Raw genomic sequence first — 24,255 nt, forward strand, 5'->3', positions numbered from 1 at the left:
CCATCACCGCCTGGCGGGATCGTAGGGAGTTTCGGGGGCCTTCTCGCCGCGCAGCTCGGTCAGCTGCTCGGTGATGGCCGCCATGATGTCGGCGGTCGCCTCGCGCAGCACACTGGCGCGCAGGGGCTGCCCCTCGTACTTGGACAGGTCGACCGGCGGGCCGACGGTGACGCGGAAGGTCTTGCGCGGGAACAGCCTGGGCCTCTTGGCGCCGTACGGGAGCAGCTCGTGGGCGCCCCAGTGGGCGATGGGGATGACCTGCGCGCCGCTCTCCAGCGCCAGCCGGGCGGCGCCGGTCTTGCCCACCATGGGCCACAGCTCGGGATCGCGGGTGCAGGTGCCCTCGGGGTAGAACAGGATGGCCGCGCCGTCGCGCAGCCGCTGGGCCGACGAGCTGAGCGACCTGGCCGCCTCGCTGCTGCCCCGCTCGACCGGGATGGCCAGCAGGCCGTTGAGCGCCCGGCCCAGGAAGGGCACCCTGAACAGCGCGGCCTTGGCCAGGATGACCGGCCAGCGGCCGTTGTTGAACAGAAAGTGCGACAGCAGGACGGGATCGCTCCAGGACAGGTGGTTGGCCGCGATGATGATGCCGCCGGTGCGCGGGAGTCGCTCGCCGTTGCGCCAGTCCTTCTTGACCAGGAGCCACGACAGCGGCTTGACCACCGCTACGGCGAATGACTCCCAGAAACGCGAAGGTCGCGTGGGGCGGCTCATGGTCTCCTCCAACCCGTACGGTGTGCGCCCCAAGTCTCCCGGTTGGCCGCGTGGGATGTCGAGGCGAGATGCTTAAGCCTATGAGCAACCGCTGGTCTCTGGTCATTCCGGTGAAGACGCTGGTCGCGGCGAAGACGCGGCTGGCGGCCGCGACGGGTCCCCACCGTACGCGGCTGGCCGTGGCCGTGGCCTGCGACACCGTGGCAGCGGCGCTGGCCTGCCCGGCGGTGGCGCGGGTGATCGTGGTGACCGCCGATCCGGCCGCGGCGGGGCCGCTGGGGGCGCTGGGCGCGGAGGTGGTGCACGACCCCGACCGCGGGCTCAACACCGCGTTGCGCACGGGCGCGGCCCATGCCGTACGCGTCGCGCCCGATGAGGCGGTGGGCGCGCTCCAGGCCGATCTGCCGGCCCTGCGACCGGCCGAGCTGGCGACGGCGCTGGCCGCGGCGGCCGAGTTCGACCAGTCGTTCGTGCCGGACGCCCAGGAGGTCGGCACGACGTTCTACGGCGTGCTGGCCGGGCGGCCGTTCACGCCGCGGTTCGGCGGCGAGTCGCGGGCCAAGCACCTGGCCGGCGGCGCGAAGGAACTGTGCGTGCCGGGGATCGACTCGCTCCGGCGGGACGTGGACACCCCCGACGACCTGCGCGCGGCCCTCACCCTGGGCCTGGGCCGGCACACGGCGGCGGTGGTCGCCGACCTGTGGCCGGGGGCATGACCCTCCGGGCCGCCTCTCGCCCGCCGGACGGCGGTCGGCTTAGGCTGGACGGCGTGCAGGCGACGGTACGCAGCTTCGACGAGGTCACCCGTTCCGGCTCGGTCTTCCTCGACGACGGGACGGTGCTGGAGTTCGGCACGCGCGCCTTCGACGCGGGGCCGCTGCTGCTGCTGCGCACGGGGCAGCGGGTCAACCTGGCGACCGACGGCGGGCGGATCACCTACATCACGCTGTCGACGTTCCCGATTCCCGCGCCCGAATGACGACGCGGGCCCGGAAAACAGCGAACGCCCGGGCGTGGGCCGCCCGGGCGTGATGTCCGCTGAGACTATTTCTTCTTGCCGATCTGCTTGCCGCCCTCGTTCACCAGGTCCTTGAATTCGGAGCCGGGACGGAACTTGGGCGCCCAGCTCTCGGCGACCTTGATCTCGGCGCCGGTCGACGGGTTCCTGGCAGTGCGGGCGGGCTTGTTCACCATCTCGAACGCGCCGAAGCCCGTGATGGAGACCTTGTCCCCGCTCGCCACGGCCTTCTGGATGGCCTCGATGACCGCGTTGACGGCCTCGGTGGCCGTCCTTTTGTCGCCCACCCGATCGGTGATGGCGTCGACGAGCTCTCGCTTGTTCATGAAAGTCCTGCTCCCCCAGTGACGGCTCGGGGTTCCAGCTCTCGAGTTCGACGTAGAAACCCCTTACGCGCTCGAAAGTAGGCGGGATCGCGGGGGAACTCAATCACCCTGCGTGTTTTCCCCCTCGCGTGGCGTGTCGAGGGCGCCCAGAAAGGCGTCGAGCCGGGCGGCCGCCCTTTCCGGATCGCGCTTGGCGAGATCGCAGATGGACAGGTAACGGCGGGCCGCCCGTTCCTTGTCGGCGGCGGGGAGCAGGCGGACGCGGCGGTGCGCCTCGCGCAACCGCCGCGCCAGTTCGTCGTCCTCTAGACGGTCGTCGGCAGCCATGGCTGCCGACCATTCTCGTACGCGGCCACGTCGTCGGCGTGACGCAGGGTCAGGCCGATGTCGTCCAGGCCCTCGGTGAGGCGCCAGCGGGTGTAGTCGTCGATCTCGAACGGCACGACCTCGCCGGCCCAGCGGACCTGGCGTTCCAGCAGGTCGACGGTCACCTGCAGCGTCGGGTCGGCCTCGACGGCGGCCTGCAGGGCCTCGACCTTCTCGGCGGGCAGGACGACCGGCAGCAGCCCCATCTTGGTGGAGTTGTTGCGGAAGATGTCGCCGAACCGGGCGGCGATCACGGCGCGGAAGCCGTACTGCTGCAGGGCCCACACGGCGTGCTCGCGGGAGGAGCCGGTGCCGAAGTCGGGGCCGGAGACCAGGATCGAGCCGCCCTCGTAGGAGGGGTCGTTCAGGACGAACGTCGGGTCCTCGCGCCAGGCGGCGAACAGGCCCTTCTCGAAGCCGGTGCGGCTGACCTGCTTGAGCCAGACGGCCGGGATGATCTGGTCGGTGTCGACGTTGCTGCGGCGCAGCGGCACCGCCGTACCGGTGTGGGTGGTGAAGGCGTCCATCGGTCTGGTTCTCCTTACAGGTCGGCGGGGGCGGTCAGGCGGCCGGTGACCGCGGTCGCGGCGGCGACCTGCGGCGACACCAGGTGGGTGCGGCCGCCCTTGCCCTGGCGGCCCTCGAAGTTGCGGTTGGAGGTGGAGGCGCTGCGCTCGCCGGGCTTGAGCGTGTCGGGGTTCATGCCGAGGCACATCGAGCAGCCGGCCTCGCGCCACTCGGCGCCGGCGGCCTTGAACACCTCGTGCAGGCCCTCCTGCTCGGCCTGAAGCTTGACCAGCATCGACCCGGGCACGATCAGCGTGCGGGTGCGGACCTGGCGGCCGCGCAGGATCTCGGCGGCCGAGCGCAGGTCCTCGATGCGGCCGTTGGTGCACGAGCCGACGAACACGGTGTCGACCTCGATCTCACGCAGCGGCGTGCCCGCGGTCAGGCCCATGTACTCCAGCGCGCGCTCGGCGGCCGAGCGCTCGACCGGGTCGGCGAAGCTGTCGGGGCTCGGCACGGACTCGCCCAGCGGCAGGCCCTGGCCGGGGTTGGTGCCCCACGTGACGTACGGGGTCAGCGTCGAGGCGTCGATCTCCACGACCTTGTCGAACACGGCGTCGTCGTCGGTGCGCAGCGACTTCCAGTACTCGACGGCCTGGTCCCACAGCTCGCCCTCGGGGGCGTGCGGGCGGCCCTTGAGGTAGGCGAACGTGGTCTCGTCCGGGGCGATCACGCCGGCGCGGGCGCCCGCCTCGATGGACATGTTGCAGACGGTCATGCGGCCCTCCATGGAGAGCTTGCGCACGGCCTCGCCGCGGTACTCGACGATGTAGCCCTGGCCGCCGCCGGTGCCGATCTTGGCGATGATCGCCAGGATCAGGTCCTTGGCGGTGACGCCGGCGGGCAGCTCGCCCGAGACCTCGATGGCCATCGTCTTCGGCCGGTAGGCGGGCAGCGTCTGGGTGGCCAGCACGTGCTCGACCTCGGAGGTGCCGATGCCGAACGCGATGCCGCCGAAGGCGCCGTGGGTGGAGGTGTGGGAGTCGCCGCAGACGATCGTCATGCCCGGCTGGGTCAGGCCGAACTGCGGGCCGATGATGTGCACCACGCCCTGGCCGGCGTCGCCCATCGGGTGCAGCCTGATGCCGAACTCGGCGGCGTTCTTGCGCAGCGTCTCGACCTGGGCCTTGGAGACGGGGTCGGAGATCGGGCCGAGCACGGTCGGGACGTTGTGGTCCTCGGTGGCGATGGTGAGATCGGGCCTGCGCACCTTCCGGCCGGCGAGACGGAGCCCGTCGAACGCCTGCGGACTGGTCACCTCGTGAATGAGGTGCAGGTCGATGTAGAGCAGGTCGGGTTCGCCCTCCGCACGGCGGACGACGTGCTGCTCCCAGACCTTCTCGGCCAGTGTGCGGCCCATGATCTCCTCCTTGAGATTGCCTCCGACTTGCTTTCTCATATGTCGAGACGGCAGTATCGGTGTATGGACAACTCTAGCGGAGTCGGAGTACTCGACAAGGCCGTTCTTGTACTCAATGCCCTCGAAGCGGGTCCCGCTTCCCTGGCTCAGCTCGTCCAGGCCACCGGCCTGGCCCGCCCCACGGCCCACCGGCTGGCCGTCGCACTTGAGCACCACCGCATCGTGAGCCGCGACACCCAGGGCAGATTCGTGCTCGGGCCGCGGCTCGCGGAGTTGTCCACGGCGGCCGGCGAGGACCGGCTGCTCGCGGTGGCCTCGCCCGTGCTGATGCAGCTGCGCGACCTGACCGGCGAGAGCGCGCAACTCTACCGGCGCCAGGGTGACGAGCGGGTCTGCGTGGCGGCGGCCGAGCGGGCCAGCGGCCTGCGCGACACCGTCCCGGTGGGCTCGGCGCTGCCGATGACGGCCGGCTCGGCGGCCCAGATCCTGCTGGCCTGGGAGGAGCCCGACCGGCTGCACAGGGGCCTGCGCGGCGCCAAGTTCACCGCCGCCACCCTCGCCTCTGTGCGCCGCCGCGGGTGGGCCCACAGCGTCGGCGAGCGCGAGCAGGGGGTGGCCAGCGTGTCCGCCCCCATAAGGGGCAGCGGAGGCAAGGTGATCGCGTCCGTCTCGGTCTCCGGGCCCATCGAGCGGCTCACCCGTGCGCCCGGCCGGTTGCACGCCGTGCCCGTCATGGCGGCCGCCGAACGCATCACCGAGGCCATGCGCCGCACGTCATGATCGGCGAAAGCTCGTATTTCGGGGGCCGACTGCCTCGCGGGCGCACTAGCCTGAGTGCGTGACAGATCGCATCGAGGTAGCCGCCACTGAGCTGCGACCCCTGCTCGAAGAGTTCATCCTGTGGGCGCGTTCCAACGCGCCCGGAAGCGACCCCGAGCTCGTGGGGCCTGCCGCACTCTGGCACCGTCTCGCCTTCTCGCAGGACCTCGGCACGTGGAAGCGTGCCGACCTGCGCAACCTGCTGCTCGACCGCATGCCGAAGGTCGTGGAGGATCCCGACGCCGCCGCCGACGGCATGCTGCCCGCCGTCGACGCGTACCTGACGTTCCTCTCCCAGACCGGCAGGCTCGCCAAGGGCTCCGACTCCCTCGCCGACCTGCAGGCCGAGCTCGACGACGTCGAGGACGAGTTCGTCGAGCTCATGGAAGACCTGCTCGACGACGACGGCGCGGGTGACGACGAGGAGGACGAGACCGGCGACCTGGGCGACTTCGAGGCGTTCGCCGACGAGCTGGCCGAGCTCGACACGATCAGGCTGCGCCCCGACTCCGAGCTGGCCGCGGCCGCCCGCCGGTCCCCGCTGGTCGCCAAGGCCCGCGACCTGGCGCTGTGGGTCGGCTCCGGCCGCCGCGTCGGCGAGGACACCCTGCTCACCGACGCCGAGGTGGAGGAGGCGCTGGCCGCCGTCGGCCTGCCCAGGCCCGAGACCGACGGCCCGGTGGCCGAGGCGGTCCCGCAGCTCTGGAACATCTGGAACCTCGCCGTCGACCTGGAGTTCCTCGAACCGGGCGAGGGCAACACCGTGGCCGTCCAGGACGACACCTCCGAGTGGCCGTTCGACGACGACGAGGACGTCCTCGACGCCTGGATGCTCGGCCTGCACTCGGTCGACTACGGCGACCCCGAGCTCGACGACGACGACCTGACGATGGCGCTGGCCGGCCTGACCCGGGGCCTGCTGGTCAGGCTGCTGCTGGCCGGCGGCTCGCGCGAGCGCGACGACCTGGCCCGCGAGCTGGCCGAGGCCGCCGCCGACCTCGACGAGCTGGGCGGCGACGCCTGGGAGGCGGCCGGCGACCCGCTGGCCCCCGCCATCGACTGGCTGACCGGCTACGGCATGGTCGAGGTCGAGGGCACGACCGTGCGTCTCACCCCGCTGGGCACCGAGGGCGTCGTCCACCTGGTGGACGACGCCGACATCGAGGTCGACGCCCGGCCCGCGATCGAGTCGATGAGCGCCCACGAGCTGCTGGCGCTGAGCGCCGAGCTGCCCGAGGACGAGGCCGACGCCGAGTTCGCCGCCTGGATGCGGCTCAGGGAGCCGGCCAAGGCCGCCGAGGAGCTGCTCGACGCGGCGGCCGAGGACGAGAGCGACGCCCTGATCCGGGTGCAGGCGGCCAGCGTGGTGGGCACGCTGGGCGAGGCCGCCGTCCCGGCCTGGCAGGAGGCGCTCAAGCAGCCGTCCCTGCGGCCGTACGCGGCGACGCACCTGAGCCAGCTCGGGGTCGAGGGGGCGCCCGAGCCCACCCAGGACGACACCCACTGGCTGATCCTCGACATGTGGACGATCTCGGCCGGGCTGGGGCGTTCGGAGTTCGTCAGCAGCCTGCGGGACATCGGGCCCGACATGGTCAACGGTCTTCTCGAGGTGATCTGGAAGATCCCGCACGCGCACGTCGAGGAGCTGCTTGACCTGATCTCCCAGGTCCACCCCGACAAGCAGATCGCCAAGGCGGCCCGCCGCGCCCTGTTCAAGGCCCGCTCCTCGGCCTGATCCACGACGGAACAGGGCCCCGCGCGATCCGCGCGGGGCCCTGTTCCGTCTTCGAGCGTCCCTTGGGTTTCGAGCGTCCCCGGGAAAACGAAAAACGCCCCGGTGCTTGACGCGCCGGAGCGTTTGGGTGAACGTAGTCCCGACCGGATTCGAACCGGCGCTACCGCCTTGAGAGGGCGGCGTCCTGGGCCACTAGACGACGGGACCTTCGCACAGCCTGTGATCGTGGTAGTCCCGACCGGATTCGAACCGGCGCTACCGCCTTGAGAGGGCGGCGTCCTGGGCCACTAGACGACGGGACCTTGTCCACAAGCTGGTGTGCCGGGTCTCCCCGGCGACGCAGGTAACTCTACCGCACCCCGCAGACCACAACCAAACCGCTTATCGGCGCATGAGATCGGGCCTGTGGCGGCGGACCCAGTCGCCCATCGGCCCCCGTTCCCACAGCGGGTCGATCTCGCCGAGCGGGATCGCGACCTCGGGCCGTCCGGTGACGGGGTCGGCGGGCGCCCGGGCCAGGCGCTCGCGCATCCACCGCGGCGTCCGCGGCGGGAGCGTGCGCTCGCCCCACCCGACCAGCCCCACCGAGCGCAGCGCCGGGACCCGCACGCGGACGCCGCCGGGACGGCCCAGGGGCCTCGGGGCGGCCGTCCGGGTGTCGACCACGCCGATCGCGGTGAGGTCGGGCCAGCGCAGGCGCACCCGGAAGCCGCGGGCGTCGGCCAGCTCCACGCCCTCCGGCGAGAAGCGCACCACCGTGCCCGCGACCAGACGGCGGTGCTTGACGACGAGCACGCCGGTCAGTGCCGCCGTGGCGAGCGCGCCGATCACGACGCCCAGCGCCGAGCTGCCGGTGAGGACGGCCCCGAGCAGCAGGCAGACGGCGAAGAAGAGCGCCAGCGGCGCGGCGAACGGGGCGACGAAACGGGCGAGGCCGCCCTCGCGCATGCGGAATTCGTCCATGAGGCGAGGGAGGCTACCCGCCGAGCAGCCCGCGGCGGAAGGTCTCCGCCGTTGCGGCGACGCGGTCTTCCCCTCGTACCTGGCCCGCCCCACGCGTGCCGACCGGCGCACGCCTTCCACCCCGAAGCCCTCAACAGCCTCCTGCGGAACGAAACCGCGCTCCTCGTCACACGGATGTCCAGCATGACGACTTCGTCCGTGTACGACAGGGTCAGGGCCGCCCTGGCGGCACCGGCATGCTCGGCGACGTCGGTCATCGCTGCGGCGCCGCATGATCAGCGAGATTCTGGACGATCCGACGGGCCGCCGACACGAAAAAACGGATGCCTCTCAGGGAGACATCCGTTTCGGAAACTTGCTGGGGTACCAGGACTCGAACCTAGACTAACTGAACCAGAATCAGTCGTGCTGCCAATTACACCATACCCCACCGCTGCGAACTCCTTCTCGGAGCGCGCTTGGCGACGTCCGAAAGAATAGCCCAGCTCGGGGGGTAAGACCAAAACGATTGCCGAAGCGGCGTCCGGCCGCCTGCGGCACAGGCTCCGACGTGCCAAGCTGAAGAGGACAAAACACCACGTGGAGGAGCCAAAGCGTTGGCCGAGAACCCGTTCTTCGCCCCTAGTAGCCTGCCGTACCAGCTGCCGCCGTTCGCGGACGTCCGCGAGGAGCACTACCTGCCCGCGTTCGAGCGCGGCATGGCCGAGCACCTGGCCGAGGTCGACGCGATCGCGAACAACACCGAGCCGCCCACCTTCGACAACACGATCGCGGCCCTGGAGCGTTCGGGGCGGATCCTCGACCGCACGGCCACGGTCTTCTTCAGCATGGCCGCGTCCAACTCCAGCGACGGGATCATGGAGATCGAGAAGGAGATCTCCCCGAAGCTGACCGCGCACAACGACGCGATCCGCCTCAACCGGGCGCTGTGGGCGCGGATCAAGCAGGTCGGCACGTCCGACGCCGAGGAGGCGTGGCTGCTGGAGAAGTACCGGGAGGACTTCGTCCGGGCCGGGGCCGACCTGTCGGAGCCGGAGCAGGACCGGCTGCGCGAGCTCAACGGCGAGCTGTCGAAGCTGTCGACCGAGTTCGCGCAGACCCTGCTCAAGGCGTCCACCGAGGAGGCCCTGGTCCTCACCGACGCCAAGGAGCTCGACGGCTTCGACGAGGCCAGGATCGAGTCGCTGCGCAAGGACGACGGCACGTACGTCCTGCCGCTGCTGAACTTCACCAACCAGCCCGGCCTGGCCCAGCTCACCGACCGCGACGTGCGCCGCCGCCTGTACCAGCGGAGCGTCGGCCGCGCCCCGGCCAACTTCGACCGGGCCGCCAGGATGGCCACGCTGCGGGCCGAGCGGGCCGCGCTGCTCGGCTTCCCCGACCACGCCGCCTACTCGGTGGCCGACCAGACGGCCAAGACCGTCGAGGCGGTCGAGGAGATGCTCGGCCAGCTCGTCGGCCCGGCGGTGCGCAACGCCGGCAAGGAGGCCGAGGCCCTGACCGAGCAGGCCGGGTTCGAGATCGAGCCGTGGGACTGGTCGTACTACTCGGAGAAGGTGCGGCTGGCCCGCTACGACTTCGACGCCGACGCCATGCGCCCCTACTTCGAGCTGAACCGGGTCATCAGGGACGGCGTGTTCTTCGCCGCCACCAAGCTCTACGGCATCACCTTCACCGAACGGCCCGACCTGCGCGGCTACCACCCCGACGTGACCGTCTTCGAGGTGTTCGACGAGGACGGCGGCGCGCTCGGCCTGTTCCTGCTCGACCCCTACGCCAGGGCGAACAAGCGCGGCGGGGCGTGGATGAACAACCTGGTCGACCAGTCGCACCTGTTCGGCGAGCTGCCGGTGGTCATGAACAACCTCAACATCACCAAGCCGGCCTCGGGGCCGACGCTGCTGACGTACGACGAGGTGAACACCGCCTTCCACGAGTTCGGCCACGCGCTGCACGGGCTGTTCTCGCAGGTGCGCTTCCCGCGCGTGTCGGGCACCAGCGTGCCGCGCGACTTCGTCGAGTACCCCTCGCAGGTCAACGAGATGTGGGTGACCTGGCCGGAGGTCCTGGCCAACTACGCCAAGCACCACGAGACGGGCGAGCCGATGCCCGCCGAGCTGGTGGAGAAGCTCAACGCGGCCGAGAAGTTCAACCAGGGCTTCGCGACGGTGGAGTACCTGGCGGCCACGCTGCTCGACTGGGCCTGGCACCGGCTGGCGCCCGGCGAGCAGGTGGCCGACGCGCAGGCGTTCGAGCAGCAGGCCCTGGAGGCGGCCGGGATCGACGTGCGGCTGGTGCGCCCGCGTTACCGGACCAACTACTTCGCCCACATCTTCTCGGGCGGCTACAGCGCCGGCTACTACTCCTACATCTGGAGCGAGGTGCTCGACGCCGAGAGCGTGGAGTGGTTCAAGGAGAATGGCGGCCTGACCAGGGCGAACGGCGACCACTTCCGCCGCGAGCTGCTCTCCAGGGGCGGCAGCCTCGACCCGCTGACCGCCTTCCGCAACTTCCGCGGGCGCGAGGCGGGCATCGGGCCGCTGCTGGCCCGCCGCGGCCTCGACTGACCGCCGCTCCCCCGCCTCCCCCGCCTCCCCCGATGAGGCTTTCCCTACGGCTCCGGCAGCTCCTCGATGCGCTGCCGGAGCCATTCCTTCTCCGCCCGGCTCGACGCGCGGGCGATCTCCAGCATCCCCCGCCGGTACGGGTCGGGCTCGTCCTTGATCCGGACCGGCCGGCCGCCCTCGTAGAAGAAGCTCGCCGGGGCCTCCAGGAAGGCCAGCCGGCGGCGCAGCACCCGTGACCGGTCGGCGGGGTCGGGCAGCGCCGACAGGAACGTCAGCAGGGCGAAGAAGCGCGTCTGGTCGCTGACGTCGAGCTCGCTCGGCTCGCGCAGCCGCCGCAGCAGCTCCTCGCGGCCCTTGCCGGTGAGCGTGAGCACCTGCCTGCGGGCTGCCGCCGCGCCCGCCTCCTCGTGCCGCTCGACCAGGCCCTTGCTCTCCAGTCTCGATATGGCGGGGTAGAGGGCGCCGTCGCTGACCGGGCGGAGGTGGCCGGTGAGCGCGGTCAGGCGGGCCTTGAGCTCGTAGCCGTGCATCGGACGTTCGTTCAGGAATCCCAGGATGGTGAGGGACAGATCCCCGCCGCTTGCCATGTCGCGCATCGTAACGCTATACCTCTAAACGAGATACAACGAATCGAGGTATAGATGTTCCGGCTGGCTCTCCCCATCTACGTGGAGCTGCTCACCGCCGTGGTCGCGGTGGGGGTGATCGACCTGCTGTGGGTCTCGGGGCTCGGGGAGGGCGCCATCGCGGCCGTCACCGTGGGCACCACGGTCGAATACCTGGCCTACGGGCTGTTCCTGGCCGTCCCGACGGGGGTGACCGTGCTGATCGGGCGGCGTGACGGGCACGCGCCGATCGGGCCCGTGATCAGGACGGGCTGGGTGTTGTGGGCCGCGTTCTCGGTCGCCGTCGCCGTCCCCGGCGTGTTGCTGCGCGAGCCGCTGGCGGCCCTGTTCACCGACGATCCCGAACCGACGGCCGGCTTCTTCCTGGTCTCGCTGGCGGGGCTGCCGGTGTTCTTCGCCCAGACCGTCGTGGACGGCGTCCTCAAAGGGCTGGGCGACACGAAGACCCCCATGCGGAACGCGCTGATCTGCAACGCCCTGGTGATCGTCCTGGACCCGCTGTTCATCTACGGCCTCGACCTGGGCGTCCAGGGGGCCGCGCTGGCCACCGTGGCGGCGCGGCTGGTCACGCTCGGGGTGGCGCTGACCTCTCTCGTACGGCTCCGCGCCGCCGGCGGCGACGGCCTGCTCGCCGGCGAGGTGCTGCGGACCGGCCTGCCCATGTCGGGCGACTTCCTGGCCCGCTCCCTGGTGGGCATGGCGCTGGTGGAGATCGTGGCCGGGTTCGGCACGGCCGAGGTCGCCGGGTACGGCATCGGCCAGAAGATCATGCTGGCCGGGGTCATGGTCTTCTACGCGCTGCGCCAGGCCGCGATGATCCGCACCGCGCGGTCGGAGCCGGTCGGGTCACCGCTGCGGCTCGGGCTGGTGACGGGGGCGGTGGTCGCGGCGGTGCTCAACCTGGTGGCCGCGCCCGCGGCAGGGCTGTTCACCGACGACCCGGCGGTGGCCGTGGGCTTCCTGCGCTGGATGGCGCTCTACCTGGTGCCGTTCGGCGGGCTGATCGCCGTCGGCGGGGTGCTCCAGGCGAGCGGAAGGGGCAGCCGCCTGCTCGCCGCCACGCTGGCGGGCTTCGCGGTGCAGCTGCCCCTCGCCTATCTGCTGAGCTCGTGGCTCGGCGTCACGGGGGTGTGGCTGTCGATGGCCGTCGGGTCGTCGCTCAGCCTCGCAGGCGCGCTAGCGCCGCTCGGATCCGCTCCATGGAGCGCTCGCGCCCGAGCACCTCGATCGACTCGAACAGCGGCAGGCCCACCGTCCGGCCGGTGATCGCCACGCGCACGGGGGCCTGGGTCTTGCCCAGCTTGAGCCCGAGCGGCGCGCCGACCTCCTCCAGGGCCTCCTTGAGCGAGTCCGGGTCCCAGGCGACCGTCTGGAGGCGGTCGAGATAGCCGTCGAGGATCTCCACCGGGGAGTTCTTCATCGCCTTGTCCCAGGACGGCTGGTCGAAGACGGGCTCGTCGAGGAAGAGGAAGTCGACGTTCTGCCGGATCTCCGACAGCACGCCGATGCGGGTCTGGGCCAGCGCCGCGACCTTGCTGAACAGCTCGCGGTCCCAGGCGGGGTCGAGGTAGGGCGAGCAGCGCTCCTCGAAGGTCTCCAGCGGCAGGGCCCTGATGTACTCGCCGTTGAAGGCCCGCAGCTTCTTCTCGTCGAAGAAGGCGCTGGCGGAGTTGACGTCCTCCAGCCGGAACAGCGGGACCATCTCCGCCCACGGCATGATCTCGCGGTCCTCGCCGGGGCCCCAGCCGAGCAGCATGAGGTAGTTGACCATGGCCTCGGCGAGGTAGCCCTCGTCGCGGTAGTCCTCCAGGGCCACCTTGTCGCGGCGCTTGGACAGCTTCTTGCGCTGCTCGTTGACGATCACCGGCAGGTGCGCCCAGACCGGCGGGGTGGAGCCGAGCGCCGGCCACAGCAGCACCTGCTTGGCGGCATTGCCCAGGTGCTCCTCGCCGCGCACGACGTGCGTGATGCCCTGGGTGATGTCGTCGACGGCGTTGGCCAGCACGTAGAGCGGCGAGCCGTCGGTGCGGGCGATCACGAAGTCTTCCTGGGCCTCGTTGGGGAACTCGACGTTGCCCCTGATCAGGTCTTCCACGAGGGTGACGCCCTCGTCGGGGGTGCGGAAGCGCACCGCGCCCTCGGTCAGGCCGCGCTCGCGGCAGAACCCGTCGTAGCCCTTGTGCTCGGAGCCGGTGCGGGCCACCAGGGTCTCGCGGGTGCAGTCGCAGTGGTACGCCTTGCCGTCGGCCAGCAGCTTGGCCACGGCCTCGCGGTGCTGCGGCTCGTAGGCCGACTGGAAGTAGGGGCCCTCGAACACCGGGTTGGTGCCGTTGATGCCGATCCAGTCGAGCGCCGAGATGATGCCCTCGGTCCACTCGGGACGGTTGCGCGTGGCGTCGGTGTCCTCGACGCGCAGGACGAAGCGGCCGCCGGACTGTTCGGCGAGGGCCCAGTTGAACAGCGCCGTGCGGGCGCCGCCGACGTGGAACATGCCGGTCGGGGACGGGGCGAAACGCACCCGTAGATCAGTCACGGGAGACCACCTTGTTCGTGAGAGTGCCGATGCCTTCGATGCCGACGCTGACCTCGTCGCCGATCTCCAGCGGGCCGATGCCCGCCGGGGTGCCGGTCAGGATGACGTCGCCGGGGATCAGCGTCATGACGGCGCTGACGTAGGCGACCAGCGCGGGGATGTCGTTGATGAGCTGGCTGGTGCGGCCGCTCTGCCGGATCTCGCCGTTGACCGTGGTGGTCAGCGCGAGGTCGCTCGCGTCGAGATCGGTCTGGATCCAGGGCCCGAGCGGGCAGAACGTGTCGAAGCTCTTGGCCCGGGTGAACTGCACGTCCTTCTTCTGCAGGTCGCGGGCGGTGACGTCGTTGGCGCAGGTGTAGCCGAAGATGACGTCCTTGACCCGGTCGACGGGCACGTCGCGGCAGAGCCTGCCGATCACCACGGCCAGCTCGCCCTCGTAGTCGACCCGGTCGGACAGCGAGGTCGGGTAGGCGATGGCCTCGCCGTGGCCGATCACCGACGTGGACGGCTTCATGAAGATGAGCGGCTCGTCGGGCACCTCGTTGCCCATCTCGCGGGCGTGCTCGGCGTAGTTCCTGCCGATGGCGACGACCTTGCTCGGCAGCATCGGGGCCAGCAGCTTCACCTGGGACAGCGGGAAGCGCTCGCCGGTGAACTGCACCTGGCCGAACGGATGGCCGGAGACCGTGGAGACGAACTCCTCTCCAGGGCCGCCTTCGACCACGCCGAACGACACGCCTTCGCCTGTGGAGAACCTCGCTATACGCACCTGACAAGGCTATCGCCGCCGCCGGAGGGGTCCGCCCACCGGCAAAAAAGTCAGGAACTCTCCATAAATGCCCCCAGAGTCCGTTTTGTGGGGCATCGGTGGTGGTTAAGCGGATATCTCTGCTTATCAGAGACTTCTAGGGGGTGACGGAACGTGCCGGACACGATGGTCAACCAGACTTCTGCCGTACCGCGGGCCAGAACGCAGGAGGGCGGGCCGGCGACTTCGCTGGTCACCGACAAGGGCACGACGAGCATCGACGACGTCGTCGTCGCCAAGATCGCCGGACTGGCCGCACGCGAGGTATCCGGCGTGCACGCCATGGGCGGCGGCGCCGCCAGGGCGCTCGGCAGCGTGCGCGGGATGGTCGGCGGGGAGCGCAGCGTCGCCCAGGGCGTCTCGGTCGAGGTCGGCGAGCGCCAGGCGGCCGTGGACATGGACCTGGTCGCCGAGTACGGCACCGCCATCCCCGACCTGGCCGCGGCCGTGCGCAGGAACGTCATCGCGGCGGTCGAGCGCATGTGCGGCCTGGAGGTGACCGAGGTCAACATCAGGGTGGACGACGTGCACCTGCCCGGCCAGGACCGCGACAGGGACCGGGACAGGGACAGGGGCGACGGTCGCCGCGAGGCCATCGAGCAGCCGGAGCCCCGGGTCCAATGACCGGGCCCGGCGCCACCGCCTATACGCGGGCCGACGCCGACGCCGACGCCAAGGCGGAGGCCGAGACGCTGGCCGAGCTCGTACGGGCCTGCCCGGGGGTGGCGGGGCTCTCCGGCGGCCCGTTCGGGACGGTGGCGACGTACCTGCCCGGGGCGCGGGTCATGGGCGTCTCGGCCGACGGGGACACGGTGGAGATCGCCATCGTGGCGACCCTGGTACGGCCGCTGTCCGAGACCGCCGAGGACGTCCGCCAGGCGGTGTGGGAGCCGGGCGGCGGACGTCCCGTGAACGTGCACATCGACGACGTGGTGATCGACGTGGTGGAGGAATCATGAGCAACGTCCCTTGGCTGCCGGTCATCGGCATGGCGGTCGGCATCATCCTCGGACTCGCGGGGGCCTTCGGCGGCCTCGGCGCGTTCCTGCTCGTCCTCGTGCTCGGCGCGGTCGGCTTCCTGGTCGGCAAGGTCGCCGAGACCGGCGAGCTGAACCTGTCCGGCCTGACCGCGAGGCGGCGATGACCACCACTGCCCAGGTCACGGTTCCCCGGCAGCGGCTCGCGCCGTCGGCCGAGCCCGAGCGGCGGGGCCGTACCGAGATCTCCGAGCGGGTGGTCACCAAGATCGCCTGCTGCGCGGCGCGTGAGGTGCCCGAGGTGCTCGACGTGCGGCTGGGCGGGGCGCCGTGGACGCACTCGTCCAGCGCCGAGGTGCGCGGCGAGCGGGCCACCCTGAAGCTGGACGTGACCGTCGCCTACCCGGCGCCGCTGCACGCCGTGGCCGCGCGGCTGCGGGAGCACGTGCGCAACCGGGTGGCCATGCAGACCGGCCTGGACGTCACCCGCCTCGACGTGATCATGACCGATCTGGCGGGAGGCCCGGCATGACCCGCCCGCTCCCGTCCGGGGAGCCCGGGGAGACGCCGGGGGCCGTCCCGGCGGGCGGGGCGGGGGCGTATCGGGGCGAGCCGGGAGCGGCGCCGCCGCGGGACAAGGGCGCCGACCGGGCCGCGGTGCGCGCGTTCCGGCCGCAGCGCCGGGTGCCCGCCATCGTGGTCGCCGTCCTGCTCACGCTGCTGGGGCTGCTGGTCGCCGCCGAGACGGTGTCCGCGCTGGCCGGCAGCCCGTTGCGATGGCTGCCCTACGACCGGATGCTGGCGTGGGCGGCCACGACGCCGTGGTCGGATCCGCTGTTCCTGACCGGGGCCGCGATCGTGGCGCTGGCAGGGCTGGCACTGCTGGTCACCGCCCTGGTGCCGGGACGGCCGCGGATGGTCCCCGTGCGGACCGGCGACCCCGACCTGATCATCGGCGTGCGTCCCAAGAGCTTCACCAGGGCCCTGGAGCACGCCGCCGAGGAGGTGCCCGGGGTGCGCTCGGCGCACGCCAGCCTGCGCGGCCATACGGTCGCCGTCACCCCCGCCACGTCCGGCTGGGACGACGAGGGCTTCGACCGGGCCGTGCGCGAAGCCGTCCTCACCAGGCTCGCCGGGCTGGATCCGGTGGAGCCGTACCGGGTGGCGGTCAACGTCAAGGAGCGCCGATGAACAGGAAGACCGGCCGCGGCAACCGGTGGGGGCTGGCCCTGGTCGGGCTGGTGCTGGCCGCGCTCGGCGGGCTGGCGCTGGCCCGCGGGCTGCTGGGGCCGTCCACGCCGATCGTGGACGCCGGCGTGCGCGGGTTCTTCGCCCGCAACAGCCCGCCCGTGTGGTGGGCCGTGGCCGCCGTGTCGGTCCTGGTCGCGCTGCTGGCCCTGCGCTGGCTGGTCTCGCAGGGCCGCAGGGACGCCCACACCCGGCTGCGCCTGGAGGCCGGCCCGGACGGCGTCACCGAGATCGCGGCGGGCGGGATGGCCCACGCGGTCGCCGCCGACGTCGCGGCCAGCCCCGCCGTCCTGAACGCCGACGCCGACCTGGTCGGCCCGCGCGGCCACCCGGAGGTACGGCTGCGCGTGGCCGCCGACGAGGCCGCCCCGATGAGCGAGTTGAGCGAGCACCTGTCCCGGGTCACCCTGCCGAACCTGCGGGACGCGCTGGACAGGGATCACGTACCGGCGGTGGCCCGCGTTAGCCTGGAGCCCTCACCTGCGACGCAGCGGGTCGTGCGCTAAGGCTTCGCCGAGAGGGGTCCTCCGTTGTCCATCGTGAAGATCAACGTCCTGACCGTGCCCGCCGAGATGCGGGAGGAGCTGGAGCGGCGGTTCTCCGGCCGGGCCGGGATGGTGGAGTCGGCCGACGGGTTCGAGTGGTTCGAGCTGCTGCGGCCGGTCGAGGGCACCGACCAGTACCTCGTCTACACGCGCTGGCGCAGCGAGGAGGACTTCCGGACCTGGCAGCAGGGCCAGGCCTTCCAGCGCGGCCACGCCCAGGCCGCCGCGGGGCAGGGCCAGGAGCAGGGCCACGGGCACGGCCAGGGTCACGGGCACGGGCAGGGCCCGGCGGCGACGGACTCCCAGGTGTGGAGCTTCGACGTCGTGCAGAGCGCCGGGCCCAAGGGTTAGGCGTCGAGGGGGTTGGCGGCGATGCGGTCGGCGATCCCGCCGCGCACGAACCGGCCGGCGTAGCTCGACGGCTTGCGCGCGCCCTGGTCGGCGATGCAGGCGGCGAACTCCTTGGCGATCTCCAGCCGCGGGTAGCGCTCCAGCACCTCGCGCCGCACGCCGTCGGGGATGTCCTCGGTGCGCCGGCCGGAGATGTCCATGCCGGTGGACAGCTCCAGCAGGTGGCCCTCCGGGTCCTCCTCCACCGGCACCTCCTCCCACATGTGCCGGATGATCACCTCGGAGGCGCGCAGCCGGCGCTCGGGCGACCAGCCGGCCCCCGCGCAGAAGGCCCAGGCCACGTGGCCGCCGGCCTCCTCGAACGGCACCGTCTGGCTGTCGAACTCGGCGACCAGGCCGATGTCGTGCAGCATGGACGACACGTAGAGCAGCTCGGCGTCGAAGTCGATCGCCCTGCTCCGGGCGTAGGCGGCGGCCCACAGGTACGCGCGTATGGAGTGGTTGAGCAGCGAGGGTGACTGGTAGCGGGTGGCCACCTCCAGCGCGCCGCGGCAGGCGGGCGTGTCGGGCAGCACGATGTCGTCGAATCTCACGGCTCCAGCATGACATCCGCGCTGCCGGAGGCACCGGCGGGCATCGGGCCGTTAACGATCCGGTACGCGACTTGACCGGTTGATCGTGATTCCGAAAGCATGTCCCGCCCTCACTTTCTTGTCCGGAAGGAACCCTGGCGTGCGCCGGCTCGCGATACCTCTTGCCCTCACGCTCGCGCTCGGCGGGCTGACGAGCCCGGCGCAGGCCGCCGACAAGGTGACCCGTACCGCGCAGTGCCAAGGCGACTGGCTGCCGGGCACGCCGACGGCCGAGGACGTCATGAAGGGCGAGATCTCGCTGGTGGGGCTGCCGGCGTACAAGCTGGGCAAGGACATCGACTGGGGGGCGAGCCCGTACCGGAACCGGTCGTGGGAGTTCGTCTTCCAGTCGTTGCGCTGGATGGGCACGCTGGTCGTGGCCTACGAGAACACCGGCGAGCGGCGTTACCTGGACCGTGCCACCGAGATCACCAAGGACTGGGTGGCGAACAACCGGCGCGGGGCCGCCGCCACCAAGCCGTACGTGTGGAAGGACCACCCGGTCTCGCTGCGCACGCAGCCGTTGTTGTGCCTGAGCATGCACGTCAAGGACGGCTGGCTGAAGGACAGCCTGGCCGACCACGCCAGGCTGCTGTCGGACGCGCGGCTGTACAAGAAGGGCCACAACCACGGCATCGACCAGGACATCGCCCTCATGGGCATCGGCTGCCGGTACGGCCGCTCCGACTGGTCGAACCTGGCCTCCAGGCGGCTCACCGGCACGGTCAAGCTCGACGTCGACTCCCAGGGCGCGCTCATGGAGCAGGCCCCCCGCTACGCCGTCTACGTGTACGGCCGCCTCCAGGTCGCCATCACCAACATGAAGGCGTGCGACCGCAAGGTGCCGGCCGAGATCAGCCGGCGGGCCGAGGCGCTGAAGGACTTCATCGCCCACTCCACGATGCCCAACGGCTACATGGTCCCGATCGGCGACGGCAGCGCCGAGACCGAGCCGAAGATGGAGACCGGCACCCCGAAGCAGAAGGTCAAGGTCTACAAGGCCGGTTACGTCTACGGCCGGACGGCCTGGGGCAAGCCGGACTCGTCGTACTACTCGATCAGGTTCGGGCCCGGCATGAAGTTCCACGGGCACGAGGACCACCTGGGCGTGACGTACTACGCGCAGGGCCGCGACATCCTCATGGACGGCGGCTTCCACTCCTACGAGAAGAGCGCCTACCGCTACTGGACGCTCTCCCCCGAGGCGCACAACGTGCCGACGGTCGAGGGGGCCCGGTTCCGGCCGCGCACCTCGTCCAAACTGACCAAGACCTCCTACGGCAAGGACCGGCAGGCCTTCCGCCTCACGGACCGGGCCTACGGCGTGAGCAGGACGCGTTCGGTGCTGGTGAACCACGGCCAGGACCTGATGGCGGTGCTCGACACGGCCTCCGGGGGCAAGAAGGTCAGGAACCTGTGGCGGTTCGCGCCCTCGTACAAGGTCGTCTCGACCGGCGGCGGCAAGGTGGTGCTGGCCGACGGCGCCTTCAAGGTGACGCTGATGCAGTTCTCCGTGTGCGAGCGGGTCGGCGGCCAGAAGGTGGAGCGCGGCGGCGAGCTGGGCTGGGTCTCGCCCACCTACCTGGCCAAGGACGCGACCAACGTGGTGGTGTCGCCGGCGGCGAAGTCGCTGCTGACGGTGATCGTGCCGGGCACCGACTCGCCCAAGGTGTCGTGCTCGGGGGGCAAGCTCAAGGTCGAGGGCGAGACCCTCTCCGCGGGCCTGCTCTAGCCGGTCTAGAAGGCGATCCGGCGGTACCACTCGTTGGCGAGCATCTGGGCGCGGGCCCGCTCCGGCAGCCCGGTCAGCATGGTCATCGACGCGCCGCGCTCCACCTCGGACTCGTGGGCGAGCATGGCCGCCCACTTGCGCTCCGACCAGCGCGAGACGTCGATCGCGGCCGAGACCTGGTGGTCGGGGACGCCGGGCAGGGCCTGGCCCGGCTCCGGATCGGCGCCGAAGACCGCCCGCCAGTGGGCCGTCACGACCGAGCGCGGGACGGTCGCCAGGTAGAGCGCGTGCGGCCGCCAGGGGTCGCCCGTGCCGGGGTAGAGCTGGTCGTAGCCGGCCGCCTCGACCGCGGCCAGGGTGACCCGGTGCACGTGCACGTGGTCGGGATGGCCGTAGCCGCCGAAGCCGTCGAAGGTGAGCACGACGTCGGGCCGGACGGCTCTGATGTGCTCGACCAGCAGGCCCACCGCCTCGTCGAACGGCACGTCGAGGAAGCGCGGACGGCCGGGGGCGGACTCGGGCCTGCCCGCGTCGGCGAGGCCGAGCAGCCGGGGCTTGCCCGCGCCGAGGATGTCGAGGGCCCGTTCCAGTTCCTGCGCCCGCTGGGTGCCCTCGGCCCAGGTGCAGGTGACGACGGCGGTCGTGGCGCCCTCGTCGGCGTATTTGGCGAGGGTGCCGCCGGTCCAGATCGCCTCGTCGTCCGGGTGGGCGTGCACGCCGAGCACACTGAAGCTCATGGGACCCCATCGTATGGAGGCCGGGCACCGGTCAGGACCCGCGTAGGCTCTACGCGTACCCCCTCCCCCTCGGAAGAGATGAGCCGATGAGCGAGCCCGTGCCCCCTGACCTGCTGGAGATCGCCGACGCGCTCGTGCCCGGCGCTCCCCTCGGCGGTGCGCGGCTCGCCCCCGGCGGGATGCACGACGTCGTGCTGCTCCCCGGGGTGGCGGCCGTGCGGGTCGGCCGGCGGCCGAGCGTGAGCGCGGCGCTGCCGCGGCGGACCGAGCTGCTGCGCGCGATCGCGGCCGCCGGGCTGCCGTTCGCGGTGCCCGAGCCGCTGACGCCGGTGACGACGTTCGGGGAGCGCGCCGCCGTGGCCGTGTCCTGGCTGGACGGCGCCGGTCTCGGCGCGGGCCAGGGCGACCCGGCCCTGATCGGCGAGCTGCTCGGCGCCCTCCGCGAGCTGCCCGTCACCCCGGAGCTGCGCGCCCTGCTGCCCGCCCCGCGCTCGTACGCCGGGCCCGCGAGCTGGAGCACGATCCTCGCCGAAGAGGTCATCCCGCGCTTCCCGGCCAGGTGGCGGGAGGAGGGACGCCGGCGCCTCGACGACGCCCTGGCCCTGGAACAGGTCCCCGACTCGCTGGTCCACGGCGACCTCGTCGGCGACAACGTCCACTGGGACGCCGACGGCAAGCTGGTCGGCGTCCTCGACTGGGACCGGGCCCACCTGTTCGACCCCGCGATCGACGCGGCCTTCATGGGCTGGCACGGCTGGGAGCACCTGCGCGACGCCGTCGACGCCGGCACCTACCGGCGGGCGGTCACCTGGGAGCGCGCGTTCGGCGTCAACCAGCTCGTCGCCCTCCTCGTGCTGGCCGGCGAACCCCTGACCCTCGTGGACAGCTTCACCACCCACGTCGTGGCCTGGCTGGACGAGGACGGCGGCCCCGACCGCCTCTAGGCCGCCCGCTCCCGCCGCGCCGGCGCGCGGATGATCGACACGCCGACGGTGCCGAACGCGGCCAGCAGGATGACCGGGCCGCCGACCCCGAGGACCAGGTTCCACGCGCTCGCGCCGAACAGCCACACCACGATGCCCGCCAGCACGCCCGCCGGGAACCACCAGCCCGCCAGCCCCGCCCGCGCGTACGCGACCGCGACGAGGACCAGGCCCAGGAAGGACCCGATCATGCCGGGCAGCTGCCAGGCGGCGATGAGGGCGGGCTGCGCCGCGTCCTGCATGAGCTGCTCGGCCTGCGCGGCGGGCAGGGCGTCGAAGAGCACGACGTCGAAGAAGTCCGAGATCATCAGCGACGAGAAGTTGGTCAGGCCGAGCACCGCGAGCGCGCCCGCGACGGTGGCCAGCGCCCTGCCCTTGGCCCGGACGAGCAGGACCATGCCGATCACCCCCGGCACGAACAGCACCCAGGTGTAGTGCAGGAGCGTCGCGCTGACGCCCACGGCGCCCGGGTTGTGCGCGTAGACCAGCGGGTCCTCGACCCCGGGCTCGGACGGGTCGGTGATCATGCCGAGGATCAGGCAGACCGGGGCCAGGACGAGGCTGCCGCCGGCCAGGAAGCGGCGGACGGAGAGTGCGTCGGTGAACATGCCGGGCACGGTAGGCGTCGCCCGCCGGGCCCGTCGTCAAGGCAGGCTTGGATCCGACGTCCCCCTTTCGGTGGATTCCGCTGCACATTGCGACAATCCGGGCGGGCTACTCTCGCCTCATGCTCCACCGCCGTTCCCCCTCCCCCGTCGACTGGCTCGTGGCGGCGGTCGTGGCCCTGTTCGCGGTCGCGGAGGAGGTCAGCGTGCGCTCGATGGCCTCTCCCCGCTCCTACGTGCTGCTGTGGATCGCCGCCGGGCTGGTCACCGCCGTCGCGGTGCTGTTCCGGACGCGCGCGCCGTTCGCGATCCTGGCCGTCTACTCGGCCGCCAACATCGCGACGTTCGCGCTGGCGCCCGGCTCCCCCGCGGCCTGGCAGTTCTACACCCAGCTCGTGCTGCTGTGCACGCTGCTGGCCGAGGTGCGCCCCGACAGCGCGCGGGCCGTGGCCGGGCTGACCGCGACGGGCGTGTTCGTGGCCGCCATGCTGTCCAGGACCACCCCTCCGTCCGGATGGGGGGACGTCGCCGTGGCGCTGGTGATGTGCGCCATCGCCGCCGGAGCCGGTCTGGCCGTACGCCGCCACCGCGTGCTGGCCGTGCAGGCGGCCGAGCGCGGCGCGCTGCTGGCCCGCGAGTCGGTGCAGGAGGAACGTGCCCGCATCGCCCGCGAGCTGCACGACATCGTCGCGCACAGCGTCAGCGTGATGACCATGCACACCGGGACCGTACGGCTGCTCCTGCGCGCGGACCAGGAGCCCGAGCGGCAGGCGCTCAGCACGGTGGAGGCGGCCGGCCGGGAGGCCATGGAGGAGCTTCGGCGCATGCTCGGGCTGCTGCGCGGCACGCAGGCCGGCGACCTGCTCCCGCAGGCCGGACTCGACCGGCTGGCGGATCTGCTGGAGCAGTTCAGGGCGGCCGGGCTCCACGTCACGCTGGCGGTGTCGGGCGAGCGGGCGCCGTTGTCCGCCGGGCTGGATCTGTCGGCGTACCGGATCGTCCAGGAGGCGCTGACCAACACCCTCAAGCACGCGGGGCCGACGCGGGCGGCGGTGAGCGTCGCGTACCTGGCGGCGGAGCTCCGGCTGGAGATCACGGACGAGGGGCCGCGCGGCCCCCGGCCGCCGTCGGCCGGGGGCGGCGGCCACGGGCTGATCGGCATGCGCGAGCGAGCCGCCCTCTTCGAGGGCACGCTGACGGCGGCGCCCCTTCCTGGGGGCGGCTTCACGGTACGTGCGGAGCTCCCCCTGTGACGCCCTCCTCCTCACTGCCCCCGGACGCCCCCGACACCTCCACAGAGTCCGCCCTCGACAAACCCGACGCCCCCGACGCCTTCGCCGATCCCGCCCTTGACGAGCCCGGTCGCGGGATCGGCGTGGTGATCGCCGACGACCAGGGGATGATCAGGGCCGGGCTGCGCCTGATGATCGGCACCCAGCCTGACCTGTCCGTGCTGGGCGAGGCGGCCGACGGCGAGCGGGCCGTGGAGCTGGCCCGCGACCTGCGCCCCGACGTCGTGCTGCTCGACATCGCGATGCCCCGCCTGAACGGCCTGGAGGCCGCCCGCCGCATCCTCGCGACCCCGGCGCCCCCGCGAGTGATCATGCTGACCACCTACGACACCGACGAGAACCTCGACCTCGCGCTGCACGCCGGGGTCAGCGGGTTCCTGCTCAAGGTGTCGCCGCCCGAGCACCTGTTCGCCGCCATCCGAAGCGCCGCGCGGGGCGACGTCCTGCTCGACCCGGCGGTCACCGGCCGCGTCGTGGCGGCCTACCGGCGTACGGCGCCCGCCCCGTCGCCGGCGGCCACGGGGGTGACCGCCCGGGAGGAGGAGGTGTTGCGGCTGGTGGCGCAGGGCCTGTCCAACACCGAGATCGCCGGCACGCTGTCCATCACGGAGGCGACCGTCAGCACCCACATCAACCGCCTGCTGACCAAACTCGCCCTCCGCGACCGCGCCCAGATGGTCCGCCACGCCTACGAATCCGGCCTCGTCCGCCCCGGCGACCCTCCCGACGGCGTCCCACCAATCAGATAATC

Annotated in this window: 29 protein-coding genes and 3 tRNA genes; 17 read left to right on the forward strand and 15 right to left on the reverse strand. The window is 71.8% G+C overall.

What is annotated here, in order from left to right; genetic code table 11:
- Nucleotides 1–3 precede the first annotated feature (3 nt).
- Nucleotides 4–714 carry a lysophospholipid acyltransferase family protein gene (locus ACFYUV_RS22365; RefSeq protein WP_387671007.1) on the reverse strand — a complete coding sequence of 237 codons (711 nt, stop codon included), beginning with the start codon at nucleotides 712–714 and terminating at the stop codon, nucleotides 4–6.
- A gap of 80 nt (nucleotides 715–794) precedes the next feature.
- Between ACFYUV_RS22365 and cofC the strand changes: the two genes are divergently transcribed.
- On the forward strand, nucleotides 795–1,430 hold the full coding sequence (cofC, locus tag ACFYUV_RS22370; RefSeq protein ID WP_387671009.1) for a 2-phospho-L-lactate guanylyltransferase: 636 nt from the start codon (nucleotides 795–797) through the stop codon (nucleotides 1,428–1,430).
- Nucleotides 1,431–1,483: 53 nt separating this feature from the next.
- Nucleotides 1,484–1,693 (forward strand): hypothetical protein, encoded by a 210-nt coding sequence (locus tag ACFYUV_RS22375; protein ID WP_364330384.1) that lies wholly within the window; start codon nucleotides 1,484–1,486, stop codon nucleotides 1,691–1,693.
- A 65-nt stretch (nucleotides 1,694–1,758) separates the two neighbouring features.
- On the opposite strand, the gene ACFYUV_RS22380 is transcribed toward ACFYUV_RS22375, so the two are convergent.
- The 4 genes from ACFYUV_RS22380 to leuC all read right to left on the reverse strand — a co-directional run bounded on the left by ACFYUV_RS22380 (nucleotide 1,759) and on the right by leuC (nucleotide 4,351).
- The gene (locus ACFYUV_RS22380) at nucleotides 1,759–2,058 is read right to left on the reverse strand and encodes an HU family DNA-binding protein (protein ID WP_352352161.1); all 300 of its coding nucleotides are present in this window, start codon (nucleotides 2,056–2,058) and stop codon (nucleotides 1,759–1,761) included.
- 99 nt (nucleotides 2,059–2,157) lie between these two features.
- Entirely contained in the window at nucleotides 2,158–2,385 is a 228-nt protein-coding gene (locus tag ACFYUV_RS22385; RefSeq protein ID WP_364391513.1) for a hypothetical protein, read from the reverse strand.
- Nucleotides 2,364–2,951, reverse strand: coding sequence for a 3-isopropylmalate dehydratase small subunit (gene leuD / locus ACFYUV_RS22390; RefSeq protein ID WP_358288536.1), 588 nt, complete (start codon nucleotides 2,949–2,951; stop codon nucleotides 2,364–2,366). The genes ACFYUV_RS22385 and leuD overlap by 22 nt, the downstream gene beginning before the upstream one ends.
- Before the next feature lie 14 nt (nucleotides 2,952–2,965).
- Complete coding sequence (gene leuC / locus ACFYUV_RS22395) at nucleotides 2,966–4,351, reverse strand: 3-isopropylmalate dehydratase large subunit (protein ID WP_352319072.1); 1,386 nt, start codon at nucleotides 4,349–4,351, stop codon at nucleotides 2,966–2,968.
- Nucleotides 4,352–4,414: 63 nt separating this feature from the next.
- Here leuC and ACFYUV_RS22400 point away from each other — a divergent pair, with 63 nt between their 5' ends.
- Entirely contained in the window at nucleotides 4,415–5,131 is a 717-nt protein-coding gene (locus ACFYUV_RS22400) for an IclR family transcriptional regulator (protein ID WP_352319070.1), read from the forward strand.
- Between the two features lie 58 nt (nucleotides 5,132–5,189).
- Nucleotides 5,190–6,905 (forward strand): hypothetical protein, encoded by a 1,716-nt coding sequence (locus ACFYUV_RS22405; protein WP_387671012.1) that lies wholly within the window; start codon nucleotides 5,190–5,192, stop codon nucleotides 6,903–6,905.
- Nucleotides 6,906–7,039: 134 nt separating this feature from the next.
- On the opposite strand, the gene ACFYUV_RS22410 is transcribed toward ACFYUV_RS22405, so the two are convergent.
- The 4 genes from ACFYUV_RS22410 to ACFYUV_RS22425 form a co-directional block, all read right to left on the reverse strand.
- A tRNA-Glu gene (locus tag ACFYUV_RS22410) sits at nucleotides 7,040–7,112 on the reverse strand.
- Nucleotides 7,113–7,131: 19 nt separating this feature from the next.
- A tRNA-Glu gene (locus ACFYUV_RS22415) sits at nucleotides 7,132–7,207 on the reverse strand.
- A 79-nt stretch (nucleotides 7,208–7,286) separates the two neighbouring features.
- Nucleotides 7,287–7,868 (reverse strand): hypothetical protein, encoded by a 582-nt coding sequence (locus ACFYUV_RS22420; RefSeq protein ID WP_387671014.1) that lies wholly within the window; start codon nucleotides 7,866–7,868, stop codon nucleotides 7,287–7,289.
- A gap of 358 nt (nucleotides 7,869–8,226) precedes the next feature.
- Nucleotides 8,227–8,298, reverse strand: a tRNA-Gln gene (locus ACFYUV_RS22425).
- A 166-nt stretch (nucleotides 8,299–8,464) separates the two neighbouring features.
- On the opposite strand from ACFYUV_RS22425, the gene ACFYUV_RS22430 reads away from it, so the two are divergent.
- Entirely contained in the window at nucleotides 8,465–10,435 is a 1,971-nt protein-coding gene (locus tag ACFYUV_RS22430) for a M3 family metallopeptidase (protein ID WP_387671016.1), read from the forward strand.
- A gap of 44 nt (nucleotides 10,436–10,479) precedes the next feature.
- On the opposite strand, the gene ACFYUV_RS22435 is transcribed toward ACFYUV_RS22430, so the two are convergent.
- Nucleotides 10,480–11,022 (reverse strand): PadR family transcriptional regulator, encoded by a 543-nt coding sequence (locus tag ACFYUV_RS22435; protein ID WP_387671018.1) that lies wholly within the window; start codon nucleotides 11,020–11,022, stop codon nucleotides 10,480–10,482.
- Between the two features lie 54 nt (nucleotides 11,023–11,076).
- On the opposite strand from ACFYUV_RS22435, the gene ACFYUV_RS22440 reads away from it, so the two are divergent.
- Entirely contained in the window at nucleotides 11,077–12,327 is a 1,251-nt protein-coding gene (locus ACFYUV_RS22440; protein ID WP_387671020.1) for an MATE family efflux transporter, read from the forward strand.
- On the opposite strand, the gene gltX is transcribed toward ACFYUV_RS22440, so the two are convergent.
- The gene (gene gltX, locus ACFYUV_RS22445) at nucleotides 12,221–13,552 is read right to left on the reverse strand and encodes a glutamate--tRNA ligase (RefSeq protein WP_387671299.1); all 1,332 of its coding nucleotides are present in this window, start codon (nucleotides 13,550–13,552) and stop codon (nucleotides 12,221–12,223) included. The two genes, ACFYUV_RS22440 and gltX, sit on opposite strands and share 107 nt — an antisense overlap.
- 34 nt (nucleotides 13,553–13,586) lie before the next feature.
- Nucleotides 13,587–14,363, reverse strand: a complete 777-nt coding sequence (locus tag ACFYUV_RS22450; RefSeq protein WP_352319059.1) for a fumarylacetoacetate hydrolase family protein — start codon at nucleotides 14,361–14,363, stop codon at nucleotides 13,587–13,589.
- A 165-nt stretch (nucleotides 14,364–14,528) separates the two neighbouring features.
- Here ACFYUV_RS22450 and ACFYUV_RS22455 point away from each other — a divergent pair, with 165 nt between their 5' ends.
- Genes ACFYUV_RS22455 through ACFYUV_RS22485 form a run of 7 tightly spaced genes read left to right on the forward strand, consistent with a single transcriptional unit; the run spans nucleotide 14,529 to nucleotide 17,523 of the window.
- On the forward strand, nucleotides 14,529–15,026 hold the full coding sequence (locus ACFYUV_RS22455) for an Asp23/Gls24 family envelope stress response protein (protein WP_387671301.1): 498 nt from the start codon (nucleotides 14,529–14,531) through the stop codon (nucleotides 15,024–15,026).
- Complete coding sequence (locus tag ACFYUV_RS22460; RefSeq protein WP_387671022.1) at nucleotides 15,023–15,361, forward strand: hypothetical protein; 339 nt, start codon at nucleotides 15,023–15,025, stop codon at nucleotides 15,359–15,361. The genes ACFYUV_RS22455 and ACFYUV_RS22460 overlap by 4 nt, the downstream gene beginning before the upstream one ends.
- Nucleotides 15,358–15,546 carry a hypothetical protein gene (locus tag ACFYUV_RS22465; RefSeq protein ID WP_352352177.1) on the forward strand — a complete coding sequence of 63 codons (189 nt, stop codon included), beginning with the start codon at nucleotides 15,358–15,360 and terminating at the stop codon, nucleotides 15,544–15,546. Before ACFYUV_RS22460 ends, ACFYUV_RS22465 begins: the two co-directional genes overlap by 4 nt.
- On the forward strand, nucleotides 15,543–15,911 hold the full coding sequence (locus ACFYUV_RS22470) for an Asp23/Gls24 family envelope stress response protein (RefSeq protein ID WP_387671024.1): 369 nt from the start codon (nucleotides 15,543–15,545) through the stop codon (nucleotides 15,909–15,911). The genes ACFYUV_RS22465 and ACFYUV_RS22470 overlap by 4 nt, the downstream gene beginning before the upstream one ends.
- The gene (locus tag ACFYUV_RS22475; RefSeq protein ID WP_387671026.1) at nucleotides 15,908–16,570 is read left to right on the forward strand and encodes a DUF6286 domain-containing protein; all 663 of its coding nucleotides are present in this window, start codon (nucleotides 15,908–15,910) and stop codon (nucleotides 16,568–16,570) included. Before ACFYUV_RS22470 ends, ACFYUV_RS22475 begins: the two co-directional genes overlap by 4 nt.
- Entirely contained in the window at nucleotides 16,567–17,133 is a 567-nt protein-coding gene (locus ACFYUV_RS22480; RefSeq protein WP_387671028.1) for an alkaline shock response membrane anchor protein AmaP, read from the forward strand. Before ACFYUV_RS22475 ends, ACFYUV_RS22480 begins: the two co-directional genes overlap by 4 nt.
- 24 nt (nucleotides 17,134–17,157) lie before the next feature.
- Entirely contained in the window at nucleotides 17,158–17,523 is a 366-nt protein-coding gene (locus ACFYUV_RS22485; protein WP_387671030.1) for an antibiotic biosynthesis monooxygenase family protein, read from the forward strand.
- Here the strand turns inward: ACFYUV_RS22485 and ACFYUV_RS22490 are convergent.
- Complete coding sequence (locus ACFYUV_RS22490; protein WP_358288572.1) at nucleotides 17,520–18,116, reverse strand: HD domain-containing protein; 597 nt, start codon at nucleotides 18,114–18,116, stop codon at nucleotides 17,520–17,522. The two genes, ACFYUV_RS22485 and ACFYUV_RS22490, sit on opposite strands and share 4 nt — an antisense overlap.
- A 139-nt stretch (nucleotides 18,117–18,255) precedes the next feature.
- Between ACFYUV_RS22490 and ACFYUV_RS22495 the strand changes: the two genes are divergently transcribed.
- Complete coding sequence (locus ACFYUV_RS22495) at nucleotides 18,256–19,887, forward strand: heparinase II/III family protein (protein ID WP_387671032.1); 1,632 nt, start codon at nucleotides 18,256–18,258, stop codon at nucleotides 19,885–19,887.
- A gap of 5 nt (nucleotides 19,888–19,892) precedes the next feature.
- On the opposite strand, the gene ACFYUV_RS22500 is transcribed toward ACFYUV_RS22495, so the two are convergent.
- The gene (locus ACFYUV_RS22500; protein WP_352352184.1) at nucleotides 19,893–20,624 is read right to left on the reverse strand and encodes a PIG-L family deacetylase; all 732 of its coding nucleotides are present in this window, start codon (nucleotides 20,622–20,624) and stop codon (nucleotides 19,893–19,895) included.
- 86 nt (nucleotides 20,625–20,710) lie between these two features.
- On the opposite strand from ACFYUV_RS22500, the gene ACFYUV_RS22505 reads away from it, so the two are divergent.
- Complete coding sequence (locus ACFYUV_RS22505; RefSeq protein ID WP_387671035.1) at nucleotides 20,711–21,568, forward strand: phosphotransferase; 858 nt, start codon at nucleotides 20,711–20,713, stop codon at nucleotides 21,566–21,568.
- Here ACFYUV_RS22505 and ACFYUV_RS22510 read toward each other — a convergent pair.
- On the reverse strand, nucleotides 21,565–22,215 hold the full coding sequence (locus ACFYUV_RS22510; protein WP_387671037.1) for a hypothetical protein: 651 nt from the start codon (nucleotides 22,213–22,215) through the stop codon (nucleotides 21,565–21,567). The two genes, ACFYUV_RS22505 and ACFYUV_RS22510, sit on opposite strands and share 4 nt — an antisense overlap.
- Nucleotides 22,216–22,334: 119 nt before the next feature.
- Between ACFYUV_RS22510 and ACFYUV_RS22515 the strand changes: the two genes are divergently transcribed.
- Both ACFYUV_RS22515 and ACFYUV_RS22520 read left to right on the forward strand, forming a co-directional pair.
- Nucleotides 22,335–23,465, forward strand: a complete 1,131-nt coding sequence (locus ACFYUV_RS22515) for a sensor histidine kinase (protein WP_387671039.1) — start codon at nucleotides 22,335–22,337, stop codon at nucleotides 23,463–23,465.
- Nucleotides 23,462–24,253 (forward strand): response regulator, encoded by a 792-nt coding sequence (locus ACFYUV_RS22520; protein WP_387671041.1) that lies wholly within the window; start codon nucleotides 23,462–23,464, stop codon nucleotides 24,251–24,253. The genes ACFYUV_RS22515 and ACFYUV_RS22520 overlap by 4 nt, the downstream gene beginning before the upstream one ends.
- Nucleotides 24,254–24,255 lie beyond the last annotated feature (2 nt).

The sequence above is a fragment of the Nonomuraea sp. NPDC003560 genome (genome assembly GCF_042878785.1).
Lineage (GTDB): Bacteria > Actinomycetota > Actinomycetes > Streptosporangiales > Streptosporangiaceae > Nonomuraea.

Bases quoted from the DNA above. Each gene is read 5' to 3' on its own strand.
- ACFYUV_RS22470 (WP_387671024.1), top strand. From the start codon at position 15,543: ATGACCACCACTGCCCAGGTCACGGTTCCCCGGCAGCGGCTCGCGCCG.
- ACFYUV_RS22400 (WP_352319070.1), top strand. From the start codon at position 4,415: ATGGACAACTCTAGCGGAGTCGGAGTACTCGACAAGGCCGTTCTTGTA.
- ACFYUV_RS22435 (WP_387671018.1), bottom strand. From the start codon at position 11,022: ATGGCAAGCGGCGGGGATCTGTCCCTCACCATCCTGGGATTCCTGAAC.
- cofC (WP_387671009.1), top strand. From the start codon at position 795: ATGAGCAACCGCTGGTCTCTGGTCATTCCGGTGAAGACGCTGGTCGCG.
- leuD (WP_358288536.1), bottom strand. From the start codon at position 2,951: ATGGACGCCTTCACCACCCACACCGGTACGGCGGTGCCGCTGCGCCGC.
- gltX (WP_387671299.1), bottom strand. From the start codon at position 13,552: ATGTTCCACGTCGGCGGCGCCCGCACGGCGCTGTTCAACTGGGCCCTC.
- ACFYUV_RS22455 (WP_387671301.1), top strand. From the start codon at position 14,529: ATGGTCAACCAGACTTCTGCCGTACCGCGGGCCAGAACGCAGGAGGGC.
- ACFYUV_RS22385 (WP_364391513.1), bottom strand. From the start codon at position 2,385: ATGGCTGCCGACGACCGTCTAGAGGACGACGAACTGGCGCGGCGGTTG.
- ACFYUV_RS22460 (WP_387671022.1), top strand. From the start codon at position 15,023: ATGACCGGGCCCGGCGCCACCGCCTATACGCGGGCCGACGCCGACGCC.
- ACFYUV_RS22475 (WP_387671026.1), top strand. From the start codon at position 15,908: ATGACCCGCCCGCTCCCGTCCGGGGAGCCCGGGGAGACGCCGGGGGCC.
- ACFYUV_RS22505 (WP_387671035.1), top strand. From the start codon at position 20,711: ATGAGCGAGCCCGTGCCCCCTGACCTGCTGGAGATCGCCGACGCGCTC.
- ACFYUV_RS22515 (WP_387671039.1), top strand. From the start codon at position 22,335: ATGCTCCACCGCCGTTCCCCCTCCCCCGTCGACTGGCTCGTGGCGGCG.
- ACFYUV_RS22380 (WP_352352161.1), bottom strand. From the start codon at position 2,058: ATGAACAAGCGAGAGCTCGTCGACGCCATCACCGATCGGGTGGGCGAC.
- ACFYUV_RS22465 (WP_352352177.1), top strand. From the start codon at position 15,358: ATGAGCAACGTCCCTTGGCTGCCGGTCATCGGCATGGCGGTCGGCATC.
- ACFYUV_RS22440 (WP_387671020.1), top strand. From the start codon at position 11,077: ATGTTCCGGCTGGCTCTCCCCATCTACGTGGAGCTGCTCACCGCCGTG.
- ACFYUV_RS22420 (WP_387671014.1), bottom strand. From the start codon at position 7,868: ATGGACGAATTCCGCATGCGCGAGGGCGGCCTCGCCCGTTTCGTCGCC.
- leuC (WP_352319072.1), bottom strand. From the start codon at position 4,351: ATGGGCCGCACACTGGCCGAGAAGGTCTGGGAGCAGCACGTCGTCCGC.
- ACFYUV_RS22480 (WP_387671028.1), top strand. From the start codon at position 16,567: ATGAACAGGAAGACCGGCCGCGGCAACCGGTGGGGGCTGGCCCTGGTC.
- ACFYUV_RS22500 (WP_352352184.1), bottom strand. From the start codon at position 20,624: ATGAGCTTCAGTGTGCTCGGCGTGCACGCCCACCCGGACGACGAGGCG.
- ACFYUV_RS22365 (WP_387671007.1), bottom strand. From the start codon at position 714: ATGAGCCGCCCCACGCGACCTTCGCGTTTCTGGGAGTCATTCGCCGTA.
- ACFYUV_RS22510 (WP_387671037.1), bottom strand. From the start codon at position 22,215: ATGTTCACCGACGCACTCTCCGTCCGCCGCTTCCTGGCCGGCGGCAGC.